General features: G+C 51.7%; 19 protein-coding genes. 5 read left to right on the top strand and 14 right to left on the bottom strand.

What is annotated here, in order from left to right; all coding sequences use genetic code 11:
* Nucleotides 1-34: 34 nt before the first annotated feature.
* Nucleotides 35-349: a lipoprotein gene (locus JL05_RS10375; RefSeq protein ID WP_004941478.1), complete on the bottom strand. Its 315-nt coding sequence runs from the start codon at nucleotides 347-349 to the stop codon at nucleotides 35-37.
* A gap of 175 nt (nucleotides 350-524) precedes the next feature.
* Here JL05_RS10375 and JL05_RS10370 point away from each other — a divergent pair, with 175 nt between their 5' ends.
* Nucleotides 525-1,157 (top strand): response regulator transcription factor, encoded by a 633-nt coding sequence (locus JL05_RS10370; protein ID WP_016929736.1) that lies wholly within the window; start codon nucleotides 525-527, stop codon nucleotides 1,155-1,157.
* On the top strand, nucleotides 1,154-2,935 hold the full coding sequence (locus tag JL05_RS10365) for a hybrid sensor histidine kinase/response regulator (protein WP_033632355.1): 1,782 nt from the start codon (nucleotides 1,154-1,156) through the stop codon (nucleotides 2,933-2,935). Before JL05_RS10370 ends, JL05_RS10365 begins: the two co-directional genes overlap by 4 nt.
* A gap of 14 nt (nucleotides 2,936-2,949) precedes the next feature.
* On the opposite strand, the gene JL05_RS10360 is transcribed toward JL05_RS10365, so the two are convergent.
* Nucleotides 2,950-3,783, bottom strand: a complete 834-nt coding sequence (locus tag JL05_RS10360; protein ID WP_033632354.1) for an enoyl-CoA hydratase/isomerase family protein — start codon at nucleotides 3,781-3,783, stop codon at nucleotides 2,950-2,952.
* A gap of 122 nt (nucleotides 3,784-3,905) precedes the next feature.
* Between JL05_RS10360 and JL05_RS10355 the strand changes: the two genes are divergently transcribed.
* Nucleotides 3,906-4,280, top strand: coding sequence for a winged helix-turn-helix transcriptional regulator (locus JL05_RS10355; protein ID WP_033632353.1), 375 nt, complete (start codon nucleotides 3,906-3,908; stop codon nucleotides 4,278-4,280).
* 336 nt (nucleotides 4,281-4,616) lie between these two features.
* Here the strand turns inward: JL05_RS10355 and JL05_RS10350 are convergent, their stop codons facing one another.
* The 8 genes from JL05_RS10350 to JL05_RS24360 form a co-directional block, all read right to left on the bottom strand.
* Nucleotides 4,617-5,540, bottom strand: coding sequence for a hypothetical protein (locus tag JL05_RS10350; RefSeq protein ID WP_033632352.1), 924 nt, complete (start codon nucleotides 5,538-5,540; stop codon nucleotides 4,617-4,619).
* Between the two features lie 2 nt (nucleotides 5,541-5,542).
* Nucleotides 5,543-6,610, bottom strand: coding sequence for a hypothetical protein (locus JL05_RS10345; protein ID WP_050501240.1), 1,068 nt, complete (start codon nucleotides 6,608-6,610; stop codon nucleotides 5,543-5,545).
* An 822-nt stretch (nucleotides 6,611-7,432) separates the two neighbouring features.
* A complete protein-coding gene (locus tag JL05_RS10340; RefSeq protein ID WP_033632351.1) occupies nucleotides 7,433-7,693 on the bottom strand; it encodes a hypothetical protein in 261 nt (86 codons plus the stop codon).
* Nucleotides 7,690-8,064, bottom strand: a complete 375-nt coding sequence (locus JL05_RS10335; RefSeq protein WP_033632350.1) for a hypothetical protein — start codon at nucleotides 8,062-8,064, stop codon at nucleotides 7,690-7,692. Before JL05_RS10335 ends, JL05_RS10340 begins: the two co-directional genes overlap by 4 nt.
* A complete protein-coding gene (locus JL05_RS10330) occupies nucleotides 8,049-8,564 on the bottom strand; it encodes a lysozyme (protein ID WP_033632349.1) in 516 nt (171 codons plus the stop codon). Before JL05_RS10330 ends, JL05_RS10335 begins: the two co-directional genes overlap by 16 nt.
* Nucleotides 8,548-8,781, bottom strand: a complete 234-nt coding sequence (locus JL05_RS10325) for a class II holin family protein (protein WP_033632348.1) — start codon at nucleotides 8,779-8,781, stop codon at nucleotides 8,548-8,550. The genes JL05_RS10330 and JL05_RS10325 overlap by 17 nt, the downstream gene beginning before the upstream one ends.
* A gap of 25 nt (nucleotides 8,782-8,806) precedes the next feature.
* Nucleotides 8,807-9,028: a hypothetical protein gene (locus tag JL05_RS10320; RefSeq protein WP_033632347.1), complete on the bottom strand. Its 222-nt coding sequence runs from the start codon at nucleotides 9,026-9,028 to the stop codon at nucleotides 8,807-8,809.
* An 11-nt stretch (nucleotides 9,029-9,039) separates the two neighbouring features.
* Nucleotides 9,040-11,283, bottom strand: coding sequence for a hypothetical protein (locus tag JL05_RS24360; RefSeq protein ID WP_050501239.1), 2,244 nt, complete (start codon nucleotides 11,281-11,283; stop codon nucleotides 9,040-9,042).
* Between the two features lie 188 nt (nucleotides 11,284-11,471).
* Here JL05_RS24360 and JL05_RS10310 point away from each other — a divergent pair, with 188 nt between their 5' ends.
* Nucleotides 11,472-11,720, top strand: a complete 249-nt coding sequence (locus JL05_RS10310; RefSeq protein WP_033632346.1) for a hypothetical protein — start codon at nucleotides 11,472-11,474, stop codon at nucleotides 11,718-11,720.
* Nucleotides 11,721-11,755: 35 nt separating this feature from the next.
* Here the strand turns inward: JL05_RS10310 and JL05_RS24830 are convergent, their stop codons facing one another.
* On the bottom strand, nucleotides 11,756-12,088 hold the full coding sequence (locus JL05_RS24830; protein ID WP_232093997.1) for a hypothetical protein: 333 nt from the start codon (nucleotides 12,086-12,088) through the stop codon (nucleotides 11,756-11,758).
* A 1-nt stretch (nucleotide 12,089) separates the two neighbouring features.
* On the bottom strand, nucleotides 12,090-12,278 hold the full coding sequence (locus JL05_RS10305) for a hypothetical protein (protein WP_033632345.1): 189 nt from the start codon (nucleotides 12,276-12,278) through the stop codon (nucleotides 12,090-12,092).
* Between the two features lie 440 nt (nucleotides 12,279-12,718).
* Here JL05_RS10305 and JL05_RS24355 point away from each other — a divergent pair, with 440 nt between their 5' ends.
* Nucleotides 12,719-13,423: a Rha family transcriptional regulator gene (locus tag JL05_RS24355; protein ID WP_072010094.1), complete on the top strand. Its 705-nt coding sequence runs from the start codon at nucleotides 12,719-12,721 to the stop codon at nucleotides 13,421-13,423.
* Nucleotides 13,424-13,476: 53 nt separating this feature from the next.
* Here the strand turns inward: JL05_RS24355 and JL05_RS25355 are convergent, their stop codons facing one another.
* Together JL05_RS25355 and JL05_RS10295 are read right to left on the bottom strand one after the other, a co-directional pair.
* Nucleotides 13,477-13,638, bottom strand: coding sequence for a hypothetical protein (locus JL05_RS25355; RefSeq protein ID WP_156106907.1), 162 nt, complete (start codon nucleotides 13,636-13,638; stop codon nucleotides 13,477-13,479).
* Between the two features lie 173 nt (nucleotides 13,639-13,811).
* A complete protein-coding gene (locus tag JL05_RS10295; protein ID WP_033632343.1) occupies nucleotides 13,812-14,351 on the bottom strand; it encodes a hypothetical protein in 540 nt (179 codons plus the stop codon).
* Between the last annotated feature and the right edge of the window lie 57 nt (nucleotides 14,352-14,408).

Below are 14,408 nucleotides of genomic sequence, written 5' to 3'. Positions count from 1 at the left end.
ACCAGGAAGCGGTAATACCGCCCCCCAAAACGAATTATTTATGCGTGACCACCGGCGTACAGGTCGGCGCGCTCAGCGACGGCGATGAACCTAAAATTCCCGGCATCATCAGCGACGAGCAATCGAAAATGCGGCCTTTTTCCGTGGTGGCGCGATAAGAAAGTTTTTGGCCGCCCAGCGCATCCGGCTGCGCGCCATTGACGTTGGTCACGGTAATTTCGTCCGACGATCCCAGCCCCAGCATTTTGGCGGTTTCCGCCTGCAGCAATGGAATGGCCTGATCGGTTTTCAGGGTGGAACAACCGGCTAGCATCATCGTAACGGTTAAAGCGATAAGTGGTTTCTTCATAAATTATCCTTTATAACCAATCAGTTAAAATTACCGATTGGCTTTATGTTTTCTCTTATCCAAATCCTCGAATAATATATTTCCCTTTCCTAAACGAAAAAACCCTCCTAAAGTAGGGAGGGTTGATAATAATTCATCAGACCTATCTGATATTTGAAGGCGAAAGGAGAATCCTTTGGGGCAGGATTATGCGTTGGTCGTTGATGACCATCCATTGGTAGCAAGCGGCATCGCCAATTTTCTCAGCACGCATTGCCGATTCAAACAGGCGCATGTGGTGACCAATGAAGAGAGTTGCTACCGCCATATTAGGGAAAATGGCCCACCGCGTTTACTGGTGATCGATTTTTGGCTCTCTTCCGGTACCGCGTTGAAATTACTCAAAGAAGTAAAACAACGTTATCCGCAGGTACGGATTTTGGTGGTCAGCGGCGACGAGAATAACGATATCTGGCAGAAAGTTAACAATGCCGGCGGGCATGGATTCGTGTTAAAAAACGAACCGCCGGAATTATTCGCCAGGGCGGTTTTTGCGCTGAATAATAATCAGGAATGGTTCCCTGACGGTAATGAAGCCACCGTTAAAAGCCACCATGAACACTTAAATAAATTCAATTTAACGCCGAGGCAAATCGACGTATTAACTATGATGCTGCGCGGCCTGCCAAATAAAAGAATTGCGACGCAGCTGTCTATTTCCGAACCCACCGTCAAAGAACATATCAGCAATATATTGAAAAAGATAGGCGTCAACAGCCGGGTGGAAGCCATCACGCTGTTGCACGGCAAACGGGATCCGTCGTCATGAGGTTTTTCCAGCATTTACAAAATGATGGCATCTCCCCGAGCGCGCAGATCCGCCTGCTGGACAACACCTTCATGCGGCTGGTGTTCAGCTTTACCGCCGTGCCTTTTGTCGGCATCCCTTTCGCCATCTGGATTTATTTGCTGGGCGACAAGCTCGGCCCAACCATTGCCTGGATCATCGTTTACCTGCTATGCGCCGTGGCGATCAGAATATGGCATCGGCGCTACCAGCGCGAAGCCAAAGAAAATGATGAAGACGCCGTGCTGCGCCGCTGGCTGCCGCGTATTAATAAGGTGGCCTTTATTCACGGGTTGGGGATCTCATCACTCTATTTAATTACGCCGCAGACCCATAACTTTGACTTTTTCCTGCTGCTCAATATCAGCATCGCCGCGATCGTCGCCGCCAACGCAACGCACCTGACGCCCGTCATCAGCACCTTTACCCGCTTTTTCTTCGCCTCCTGGGGGCTGCTGAACCTCGGCATCATCTGGCGGCTGGAAGACGTGATGTTCATCGTGCTGATGCTGAACTTGTTGTACGGCTTCGCCATTTACCGCCACGCATTAACCTCGCATGCGTTCTTTATTCAGCAGGCGCTGCTCGAAGAGCAAAGCTCGCGCCTGGCGGAGCAGTTCCGCCAGGCTAAAGAAGAGGCGGAACAGGCGCTGTTGGACAAGAACCAGTTCCTGACCACCGCCAGCCACGATCTGCGCCAGCCGGTGCACGCCATGGGCTTTCTGATCGAGGCCATCATCCACAAAAACCGCGACGACAGCCTGACGCCGCAGCTGCTGGATCTGCAGCAGAGCGTGCGTTCGGTGCATTTGATGTTCAATTCGCTGCTCGATCTCAGCAAAATCGAATCCGGCAACGTGCGCACCGCCGCCACCCATGTGGATATCGGCGCCCTGCTCGACTCGGTGGTCACCCTGTTCCGCGAAGAGGCCAACAGCCGCGCCCTGACGCTGCGCACCTGGCACCCCAGACGGCGTATCAGCGTGATGGGCGATCCGCTGCTGGTGCGGCAATCGCTGATCAACCTGATCCAGAACGCCCTGCGCTACACGCAACGGGGCGGCGTGCTTATCGCCATCCGCCCGCGCGGCGCCGAGTGCCTGGTGGAAGTGTGGGACACCGGCGTGGGCATCGCCGACGAAGAGAAAAGCAAAATCTTCTCCCCTTACTACCGCCCCGAGCTGGCGTGGAAAATCGACAGCGCCGGCCACGGGCTGGGGCTGGCGGTGGTGGCGCGCTGCGCCAAGCTGATGAAGGTGAAGTACGGCATGCACTCCGTCGAAGGCAAAGGCTCACGCTTCTGGATGCGCTTCACGCAATACATCGGCGAAGATAAGGCGCCGGAAACCGCCGCCGCCTACGACAACACCGCCACGCCTACCCGCTATGCACCGCTGCGCGGCGCCTGCCTGGTGGTGGACGACGATCCCTTGGTGACCTCCGCTTGGGAGAGCCTGATGAGCACCTGGGGCATCACCGTGCGCTGCGCGGCCTCCGCCGAGGAAGCCTTCGCCATTGTCGACGGCGGCTTCACGCCGTTCGCCGTGCTGTGCGACCAGCGCCTGCGTTCCGGCGAGAGCGGCTTCGACATCCTGCAGGCATTGTTCGAACGCCTGCCGAACGTAAGCGGCGCAATGGTCAGCGGCGAGTTCAATTCGCAAATATTGCAAGAGGCCGAGCAGGAAGGCTATCTGGTGCTGCGCAAGCCGCTGGAACCGGCCAGGCTGCATGCGCTGCTGACGCAGTGGGGGGCGGGCTAGCGCGATGTGGCCTCTTAGCAGGCAAGATGCCGCAGCAGGCCTTCAAGGTTGCGCTCCCCCTCCGGGGTTTGCGCACCGGCCTTCAGCCCACCGCGAATCAACTGCTCCGCAGCCGGGCGTGCGAACAATCCCGCCCAGGCGTCATGCTCGCGATAAAAACCAGCCTGCAGATCCGGTGCAGGCATCGCCTGCTTGGCCGCCGCAATCACCCCCGCAGGCAATGCCGCGATATTGCGCGCTAACCGATCGACGAAATCATCCAGCTCGGCGGCAGGCAAGGCGCGGTTAATCCAGCCGTAGCGTTCTGCGGTAGCGGCATCGATGAGATCGGCGCCCAGGATCACTTCCAGAGCGCGGCCGCGCGTCATTCGGCTCGTCAGATACTGCGTCGCGCCACCGCCGGGCGTAATGCCCATCAAGGCCTCACACTGGGCCAGCCCCGCCGCTTCCCGTGCCGCGAAAGCCATATCGGCCGCTGCCACAAACTCGGCGCCGCCGCCGCGCGCCAGCCCGGCCAGCTTAACGAGAGTGACCTGCGGCTGGCTGCGCAGCAGTTCGCCAAACGCCTGGAACGGATTTAGCCCCTCCGGCGCGTTGCTCGCCAGTTCGTCGAAAGCGTGCGGCTCATCGATCAAGGTCATGTCGACATGAGCAATAAAGAACGCTGGGTTCGCGCTCTGGAACACCAACACCCGCGTATCCGGATCGTCACGCACCGCGAGCAATAAACGGCTGATTTCCGACATCAGCGCCACATCGAGTACGTTTACCGGTGGGTTATCGATAGCGATCGTCATCACGCCGTGCGCATGAGACAGCCTGAGTTTGCTGAAATCTGTATCTGTCATCTCAATGTCCTTTTACCTGGGATACAAGTGCGGGTTTTTCGCGCCGTTAATCGAATGGTATACTTTGCATACCTGGCGTCAATTACGCACCTTAAGCATCCCAGGGATGCAGGAAGATACCGATGGATAAGACCGATGTTGTTTACCGCGCCGACTGCCCGAGCCGCATCGTGCTCGATCAGATTGCAGATAAATGGTCCATGATGGTGTTGGAAGTGCTGCGCGAGCCGCAGCGTTTCAACGCCATCAAGCGCCGTCTGGATGGCGTCACGCAACGTGTGCTGACCCAGACCCTGCGTAAACTGGAACGCAACGGCATGGTGCATCGTAAAGTGTTGGATGGGCGGGTGCTTGGCGTCGAGTATTCGCTGACGCCGCTCGGCAAATCTCTGCAGGGGCCGTTCTCAATACTGTTCGACTGGACGTTAGGGAATATAGAGGCGATTCAGGAGTGCCAGCGCAAGTATGATGAGCAGGACGACCAGATTGAAAATTGAGGATGGCTACTGATAAGGCATCATGCGCTCCATTGCAGGCAAGGATCGTATTTTGGGGTGGGCTTTATCTTGTACATCAGCCTCTTTTCATCTCCCACACAATGATTACCGTATGGCCCCCATCGACTCCCCCGACATGCTGGTAAGATCCGTCGCACCGCCAGAAGCGGTATTTCGGGCCTGGTGGCTGAGGTCTGATGGCAAAAGTCTGCGGGAAATGCGGGCTGAATCTCTTCACACCCGCTCACAACGTCTTCCTGAAGTCAATATTAACCAAAATGATTCAACCTGCTCTATAACGGGGAAACAGCGGAATAGATCCAGCAATCTGCCTTACTAAGTTTCATCACGGCCATCATCTATGAGGCGCAGAACTTCCGTTACTAGTGCAGCCGCGAAACGCTGCTCCTGCAGCCTCTCATTTTCCAAATTTTCATCGGTACCATGCATGAACTGCCCGTAACGCACGGGGCCCGTCAGCAGGTAGCCTTCAACGTTGTTATTACCTTCAGCAAAGCATTTCTGCAGTGCATTCAGTCCCGTCTCGATCGCTGTCTGATGTTTTCCACTTTTTATGCGATTAAGGAATTTCTCTGCAATGTCTTCAGGTTCTCCGGCGTAACGCATCACATGGATCAAATCAGCTGCATCCTTGGGTTCGTTGCGGTTATGAAACGAAATCGCTTTCAGTAGGATGAACACAACTTCATCCGCAAACCGTATAGTTTCAAATACAATCCCCGCATCCCCCTGGCCCTTATCCCCAAAGAGCATCGCAGAGATCTCTTTCTCAGCGAACCATTCATATGACATTTCAGCATAGGGGATCACGAGAGCAGAAACCGCCTCGCCGTCTATCGGGACTTCCTTGCCGGGTTTTCCGTCAGCATTGCTTCCCTGTAAAAACTCTACCAATACGGGAGAACCATCGGGAATGGGGAACTCCCAGCGCCATGCGTTTGTATCAGAGTTTTTTCTGAAGCCTCTTTCAACCAGCTGATCGTGCAGAGAGGCATAATTCTCCCCTTCAGCGATCACTTGTAGGTTGAGCACGATATCCACATCAGATGTACCATAATGTTCAGGCACCTGAGGTGCCTGCGCGGGGGTCAAATAGCGCGGGACGAGTCCGCCTATCAGGCGGAGCGTGCCTTTCATGGTGCCGAAGGTGGTCAATAAAGTGACTAATACCCGTTCACACATTTCCGTGTTAATGGCTGAGTATCCGGATCTGTCTTTCGGTTTGGTGTGGATTACCATGGTTATATCTCCAGAATTTCCCGGCGAAACTGTTCAGCAAGTTCAGCATTTCTTCCTTTACCATCCAGCAGAGACAGGTACTGAATGAAGTCACTGGCGACGGGGATGTTGTTTTCATAATTTATAAATTGCAGGGCAGCGGGGGCGCATTCATGTACAACAACGTTGTAGCCCTTTTCCGCGCGTTTAATACCCGTCAGCTGGGTAAACAGCTCCGCACTTCCGAGGGGGACGATAATCTCTGCCACATTTACGCCCGTGAGTAATGGCGTGGCCTGATTTGCCGGCAAGGCACCCGTCAGCACCCAGTTGATGTCACCGTCTGCGTGACTAACCTTGCGTTCAATTTTTCTGACGCAATCCACTGCATCCGGTGCAAACAGATACCCGTAGAGTGCACGATTTTCCCGTTGCCTGGTGGCCTCCGACCAGGCATTAAGTAAAGCGCCGGGATTAACCAGTCTGCGGCGCTGTGAACGACCGCCCTCACTGGTTTTGTCCAGCCACTCTCTCATTTCCAGCTCTCTTAAAACACCAGAAACCGTGTATGCTGAAGTTCCAGAACGCTCACTGAGTTCTTCACCTGAGAACCATTTTCCCTTTGACTGAAGTAATGCATGAACGACCATTTCCCTCGCACCAGTGAACAGATCGCCACTCCCGCGTTTCGCTGCTCTTTTGCGGGGTTTTTGTATATCGATAATTGACTGTTTATGCTTGATAAAGAGAGTGCCACCCATCTCATAATATCCAACATCATGCTTTTTGAGCATTTCTCTTGCGCCCTCACTGATCAACTCAGCGACAAAAATCGGGACAATATCAGGCTCATTGGCATTTTTCTGACAGAACTCCTCAATTCTCCAGATTGCTTGCCTGATATCCCTTGGGTAAGCCTGTTTTTTTACCTCTACGGGCATGATCCAGACCCCCTGAATACCCCTGACCTCCAGCACACAATCAATACCGTCGTCGCCCGGTAGGCCGCTCCATTTTTTAATCCTAGCTTCAAGGATGCTTTCAAGGGTCGACACCACATCCTGTAGGAGCTTGTTTTCTGATTGAATCACTACTAACGCTCCTCATAAAAATGTATTTTTCTTAGCTTCGAATTATAGTTTATCTGTACAGATAAGAAAGAGGAAAAAGCTAATCCTTAGCTAAAAAACATTGTTTAGCTGTTCAGATAAGGAATGCGTTATGGATAATGAAAGCACTGGAAGCATGGCACTAAACAAAGTTTAAGAGAGAGGCATTCGCCATAAAGTACGTAGGCGTTACGGATGGTTATCAGAAGATATCTCTAAATTATTCATATGACAGGCCATTTTCTCCTATCCGGCAGGCTGTGAGTTTTTAGCGCATTGCAACAGGCCGAAGCCTGATGACCAATAGAGAAGATACCGTTTCATCGCGTTGGTCACATATGGCTTTCCGCCACGCCCGATTGTCAGCCTGACATCGCAAATCGATATCAGATGAAAGTTTAGGGACCTAATCTTCTATTGCCGTGATTATTAAGTTAAAGTCAGATAGGAATGGCAATGTCCACTTCTGGCACTGAACTGACATCCAAACCCAATGTTTCACAGGCCAACTAGGATGTCCGTTCAAATATAAAGCAACATAATCAAAGATAAATACTCATACAAATTTTAACAGCTAAAATTTTCGTCTATCGCAATAAGCGATGCAAAAACTTACCAATCATAAAAAACCCGCAATTACGCGGGTTTAGCTATGTTTATTGCCTGTCAGTGCCAGCTATTGCTAGAAGCAGGTTTATTCCCACTCAATTATTTACAACAACAATAAGATATTGATTTTATTGATTGATGTAAAGGTATTTAAATCTTCATACCGACTTTAATACCGTCACCAGAAAAACCAGCTCAGTTTTTGCACGCCTCATTGGCAGCTACCAGCTCTCTTTCGTAGCCTATCCTCTGGTGTCGCTCAGCACGCAGCGCTCGCATCTGGACGTCGATAGTAGCACCGATAGGCAACTGGTCAACAGCGAACGCCGGGCGCGCAACGTCTGCCGTTTTGCACGGCACGGCGATCGGGACTTTTACTTCAACATATGACGGCGCCGGCGGCACGTTCGAGCAGCCGGCCAATGCCAGGGCGGAAACCATGAACAGACTCTTCATTGTGCACGTTCCCGGCGCAGCTCTGCGTCAAACGCAGCAGACGCCGCTGCACACACCTCGCCAGTGGTTCGCTCTGCCATCACCGCATTGGCCTTTTCATAATCGCCACGGGCCTGCTCGCGGGCTTTTTCCTGATCAGCCTTGGCCTTGGCCTCTCTCTCGACTTGTTCACGCTGCAGTGCCGTTATGCCAGCGTTCTGGCTGTCGATCATCGCCGCCTGCTGCCTGCCGGTATCGCGGCATTGCGTCAGCGCATCGTTGAGCCGGTCAATCGTTGGCTGGTAGTGTCGAGATGCCAGCCAGGCGCCAGCGCCGGAAATGGCCGCCAGCGCCAGTATGATCACTACCGCAGATGTTATTTTGCCAGGCATAGCGCGCGCTCCTTGTCACGGCGGATCACCAGTCCGTTGAGCTTTACGCCGCCGGCGTATACCCAGCGCGGGAACTGATCGCAGGCGGCCACAGTTTCCCCCTGGCGGAACAGCCGGAACATCGTCGATTTCTGCATCGTCGCGCAACCAGCATTAAACGTGATGCTCACCGCCGCATCGAATGCACCCTGCCGCAGCTTGTCACCGGCGGCGTAGCGAGTAACACACCGCTCAGCCACAAGGATGTTCTTTTGCCAGTCCTCGGCGATCTGCTGCTCTGTCTTGCGCACGCCTTGTTTAACGCTGTGCGTGTTGCCGATGCCATCCGTCCACACATCAGCGGGACATTTGTACGGGTCTCGGCGGCAGCCCTCTGCATTGCCGATCAGCTCAAGCCCAGCGTGGCTGGTCTTCACTTCGCCACTCGACAGCACCAGGCCGATGATTACCGCTACAGAACAGACGGCACCGGCGGCACCGGTTTTATTCAGCTTGCTCATCGGCAATCCTCCCCATGCGTTCGCGGCGGCGATCCTCGCGAATCTTGAAATACAGGTTCATTAGCCAGGTAAGAAATGCGAAAAACAATCCGCCCAAAACTCCAATCGCGGCCCATTGCTCAGGCGAGTATCCATCAAGCAGCTTGGTAAACCAGAATGCAGCGCCACCACCGGAGGCGCCATAAGAAATACCTGTCGTGATTTTATCCATTTTCATGGCTCCACCCCGCTTTCGCGGTAAATTAATTACCGTCGGTAATGTAAGCCCAGTGAGATAACTGCTCTCTACCTTCATCGCTGAGCGCCCACTCCACCGTGGCCGTTGGTGTTTCTTCATATGCGATCAGCATTTTGTATTTCACATAAATTTTTTCTGGCTTCCCATTTTCAACAGTGGGAAGTTTGTCAGAAAACGAAATCCAATCGCGTTTATCTATCGCACTAACATCTGAATATTCGGTCATGGTTAATCCTGTTAATAAAAACGATTAGAGGTCGTTGCAGCGTTTAGCGTTGCCCCGCCCTGAGCTAGAGGAATCGCCCCCTCACAGCCCACCCACGTTGATATTGCTCCGCCTGAATCAGGCTCAGCGTAAATGGTCGCTTGCCCTCCACTCGCCGACCTGTTATCGATGTAATATCCTGTGCAGGCAGACTGATTTGCAGAGATCTGCATAATTGGACGTGTGGCCGTAGGAAGATTTGTTAAGTGCGCGGCAGAAGGCGCGCGGCCGCCAGGCCGAACCCACATGGACATCCCATTAATGTTGTTACATGTTATAAATCGAACGGCACTTTTTGCGCGCTGTTCAACAAAAACACCCGATCCTGAGCTGGAGCCTGAACCATTTATGCGGATCTCGCCGATTGACGCATTCGCGTTACGAATCTGGCACGCTGTATTTCCAAGAGGGATATTGGCGTTATTGAAAATAATCCTGTTGATAGAGCAGCCGGCACCGGGTTCGATATACATGCCGATATGAAGTGAGTTGTTCACAACAAAATCGCCAACTGTTGAGCCTACGGTATTAATGTTTAAACTCAGTTGCTCTTTGTGACAGTTGTTCAGCTCTGCATAGTCTAACGTGTGGCGCTCGCCACGGATAAACAGAACACCGTATGCGGATTTTTTTGATGTGATTCGACCAATGTGATTCCCATTGCCGTTGTATATGGCGACATACGGTTTGTTTCCCTGCACCAGCGGGCTATCGTCTTCAAAAATACTCTCGCCCAGCTCGATCTCCCCAACGCTGCAGTTATCCCCGGAAAATCCGACACCCAGCGAAGACCACTGATCTGCCTTGTAGTATCCAACCCGGTTATTGCTGCCGAGTGGGTCACCATCAACCGGCGCACCGAATATGACGCATCCACCGCAGATGTATCCAGGCTCTGGGTTGCTCCCAGGTAAACCCGCCTTTTTAACATGGCACCATTCGACGCTGTTATAGTTCCCCTTCATCAGCAATGTGTCACCGCCAGAGTGGCCAATGTTCACTCGTCCGATTTGGTTGTATAGGCCATACGTCGCCACAGGGTTATCGCGGACGTTGTCAAAGAACAGATCTCCACCATGCCCCGCGTATCCCCAGAATTGGGCGCCGTCGCATGAGATGTCCGTCATCTCAATGTTGTAAATGCTGCTGTGATCGCCGGCAGGGAATCCAACAAAGTTTTTACCCGTCGCGTAAACAGTATCCACACTGCCAATGCTGCGAATTTTTCCCGGGCCGACAATGTGGTAATAAGAAATTGCTGGCGATTCGAGCGGCGCCGGCGATCGGAACACCGGCTGCATGTGATTGGCGAAAATAGTTGCGCCGTTGAAAACGAATTTCAGGCGCTGCATGTTGTTCGAAGGCATGTAGATCGTACCGTCGCAGCGATACTCCTTTCCGGCCATCAAATGGACTTCGCGCATTGTCGCCACTGCGGCGGTAATCTGTGGAGTCCAGTCACCGTCATCAGGCACGCCAAACATTTCAGGGGTCACGTAGCCGATTACATCGCGCACGGTGCTCTGCCCCATGCCAATGCGGTCAGCACCATCCGCCCCAGCAAGCACAATCAGAACGTCTGACGCCGAACCAGATTCAGGCAGCACAGTGATAGGGTTGCCGAAGTCATCAAACGCAAGGAGCTGGCGACGGCGGCTGCCGATTGCAGGAATAACACGGACGTAATTTTCAGGAACCCGCAGCGTGCGCTTAAAATACCCATCGCCAACCGCATCAACATAACCCTTTGTTGCAGCATCCTGCTGGCCAATAGGATCGGCCATGTTTGCAATGCGATTCCCTTTCGCGTCGTAGTATTTTGCCAGCCAGTTAGGCTTCCTGAGTGCCAATCCAAAGTTACTAAGTGCCTGCTGGATCAGCATGGTCAGCTTATCCCATGCATCCTCATGCACTTCAGGGAAGAAGTTCCCCTGGTTGCGAACGTCAGCTTCTTGGGTGACAGGAAGCTCTCGCTCGATGCTGATCTGCCAGTTGCTGGCCAGCGCACTGACAAGCTTTACCTTGCCTCCGTTACGACTGCCGGCGCCGGTAACGGTGTAGTCAGTGTTCAGCACCAGCGTGCGGATGTTTTCTGTTGTATCAGCGACAGTAACAACAAGCTCATCCGCAGAAAACACACGGAAGCGATAGTCAAAATCTGTCGTCACCCCGTTGCCGGTGTATTCCTCTCGGCTTACCTCTGTTGATACGGTCATCTCTCTAATCCCATTTGCTCACATAAAGAGCATTCTAGCGCCTGACAATCCATACATGAATTTAATTATGTGTTATATTGAATTTTGTTACCTTAATGGTAATTCAAGTTGCGCATATTGCTAAACTAATCATTTTTATATATGGTTATTTATACAGTAGTTACAGGCTGAGCGAGGTGCATTAAGCAATGAAGAAGTACAGCTACCCGGCCAGCAGGATGCTGGAGAAAAGCGTTAACACGCGCGAAGGGATCGCGGGATTAGCTAAGGCTTCACTACTGGAAACGCTGCTGAAGGAACTTGATGATGACGGTTCAGAGATCGGCGGTGCTATGCTGGAACTGAATGCTTTAGTGAACTATGTCACACAAAATGAAAAAATGAAGGAACAAATCAAAACCCATTCGCAATTTATTACTCACCAGTTGGAACAATAATTAGCAATAAAATAAAAAGCCCGCTAAGCGGGCTTCTAGCTTCTTGCTTTTGGAACCATAGCGGAAAGTGAAATCATGGCACCTGAAAAAGCTGAGTATATTAACGGGAAAATGAATGCATCAGAATTGCGCAATGGATTTGTCAAATCGAAAAGTATAACCACGAAGAATGCGCTAGTTGCAAAAGTCGCTGAAGAAAACAGCTCATTCATCTTATATTGAAGATTTTCCAATGAAAAAGCAGGTGTCTTCTTCGAAAATGCGTCCCACAACACATGGACAATAAAATACCCAGCACATAAGTAAAAATAAAAATGAGTAAGCTGCTGGGTATTTTGTGGCAAATACCAGTGGATTTCTTGTTGCAACTTAATCCACCAGTTTTTTCTTGATGTACATTCCTGAGAACGCTGCAGCTCCAATACCAGCCATTGTTAGAGCCAGTGTTGTTGACACTGTCAGGGCGGGAATGGCAATGGAAACGCCACCAGTGAAGGCAAAACCAGTACCAGCACCAGCCAGAAGTGATTTGATCAGCGTGATGATGTTTAGTTCCATATGTTTTCTCCTTATAAACCCAACCGAAGCCGGATTACCAATGCGGTAAATTTTACTAGATCAATCCACTAGTAACAAGCATGTAACCACCACACAGCAGAAAAACATTTGACAACCCATAAATGAATTTTATTCCAATTAATATAGGATTATGTTACCTTTTTGGTGCTTTGACAACTGCAAAACGCTGCGCCATAGTGATAGCTCATCAGCAAAATCTGATGCCGGGATTGGCGTCCCGAACTTCACTTATGACGCACAGCCGCGTTTAGCGGTTTTTTTGTGCCAGTAGCACGGCTACACCCGAATTATGGTGGGGCGTGCAGGGGAGCCGAAAGGCTCGCCGGAGTCATGAGTGACCGGTACGCCAACCCTGTACGTCTCACCACCAGTCGATTGGCGTCGGCAGTGGTGATAATCCAACTGTTGGAGCCTCACTCATGACAAACCAAATTCTCTCTCTGCATCCTGAAGTTTCTGTCAGCAATGGCAAGGCCATCACTTCATCCCAATCAGTAGCCGATTACTTCGGCAAACTGCACAAAGACGTTCTGAAAAGAATCGAAACCCTGGACTGTTCGCCTAATTTTACATCAGCGAACTTTTGCGCCCATGTTCAAGAAGTAACCATCGGGAATGGCGCCGTGCGTAAATCCAAAGTTTACGATATGACCAAGAACGGCTTCGTCTTCCTGGTGATGGGCTTCACCGGCAAGAAGGCGGCGCAGTTCAAGGAAGCGTATATCGCGGAGTTCGACCGGATGGAGAGCGAGCTGACCAGCCAGCGCTATGGCCACAACACGCTTGGCGATCTGACCGGCACCGCTAACCTGTCTGCCCTGGTCGACAAGCTGCAGCAGATCATTCATGAAGGCGAGTTTATCCCCGCGGGCAAGCGACCGAACTACAGCCTGCCGGCGAACCGAAAGCATGAAGCGACAATCATCCGCGACTTCCTGAGCAAAGATGACAGCAGCACCCTGCTAACTCTGCTGGAATGGTTGCGCGCCGATGGGTTCGATGTGTCGGCGGCCGATCGGGAACTGGACATTATCCGGGGCTACGTTGGCGGTATGCGCCGCGCGCTGGGTGACATCCAAACCCACGCCCGCTACATCGACCACGCGATTGGGAATGTAAACTGAGGGTATAAAAAAAGCCCGCAAAATGCGGGCTTGCTTCTATCTGCCTTTATGCGTCATGCAACCTTGCGCTGACGGCGTGGACCTTGAACTTCGCGGGCTGGTGCCTTCGCGCGTTCTAACAAGGTCGGGGCGGCTTTCGTTAGAAGCTCGATAGATGCACCAATGCGAGCGTAGGTTGCGACGGTGTCGAACTTCGCTTCTTTAGCATGTGACATGTGACATCTCCTTAGCGGGCTTGATGTGCCCATAGGGTATTACAAAACAGACGTCGACCTCTTGTCGACTGGCTGTGGACTGATAGTAGTTAGTTATACACAAAAAATCCACCGGTATGTCGTCGTTTTTTGTGTACCAATCGTCAACAAACTTCAAGATGTGACGCTTGCAGCTACACCCATTTTTCTGGGTTGGTGATGATAGCCCGTAACGTTTCAAGAGTACAGCTCATTCGGTATGAGCACCCTGGATCGTCTTCGAAGCCAAACTGAGAGTAGTAATCTCTCAACGCCTCATCAGGTTCATCAATGATGATGTGACTACCTTCTACCGCATCAGTAAATATGAAGGCACCCATGAAGGTAAACAAGGCCATGCGCTTGCAAAGTGGATGACCATCTTGATCCCTAACGAAATTCTCTATCATATAGATTTCGAAAGCTTGCGTATCTGTGCGGTAAGCGCACAAAGCAATCCCTGCAGGGTACTCTTCTTTAACCGAGAGGATTTTGAAACAGAGATCAACGCTGTTTTCCTGACCCGTGTATTTACTGATCCCCCACTCCCAGTTGAGTTCACCGAACATACCAGAAGAAAGTAGGCGATAGTCTGACTCTTTTAGTGGCCCAACAGCTAAGTTAAGACCCATGCGATCAATCAGCATCTGCAGTGCGTTACGAGTTTGTTCTACAACTTCTTGTATTGAAAGCATAAAAAAGCCCCTTCGGTTAACTTAACGAAGATTATACCACTAGGATTAATTTTAGTT

The organism is Serratia nematodiphila DZ0503SBS1 (assembly GCF_000738675.1).
GTDB classification, from domain to species: domain Bacteria; phylum Pseudomonadota; class Gammaproteobacteria; order Enterobacterales; family Enterobacteriaceae; genus Serratia; species Serratia nematodiphila.
The sequence above is the reverse complement of the archived record's forward strand: the minus strand, read 5'-3'. Positions and strand labels throughout refer to the sequence as shown.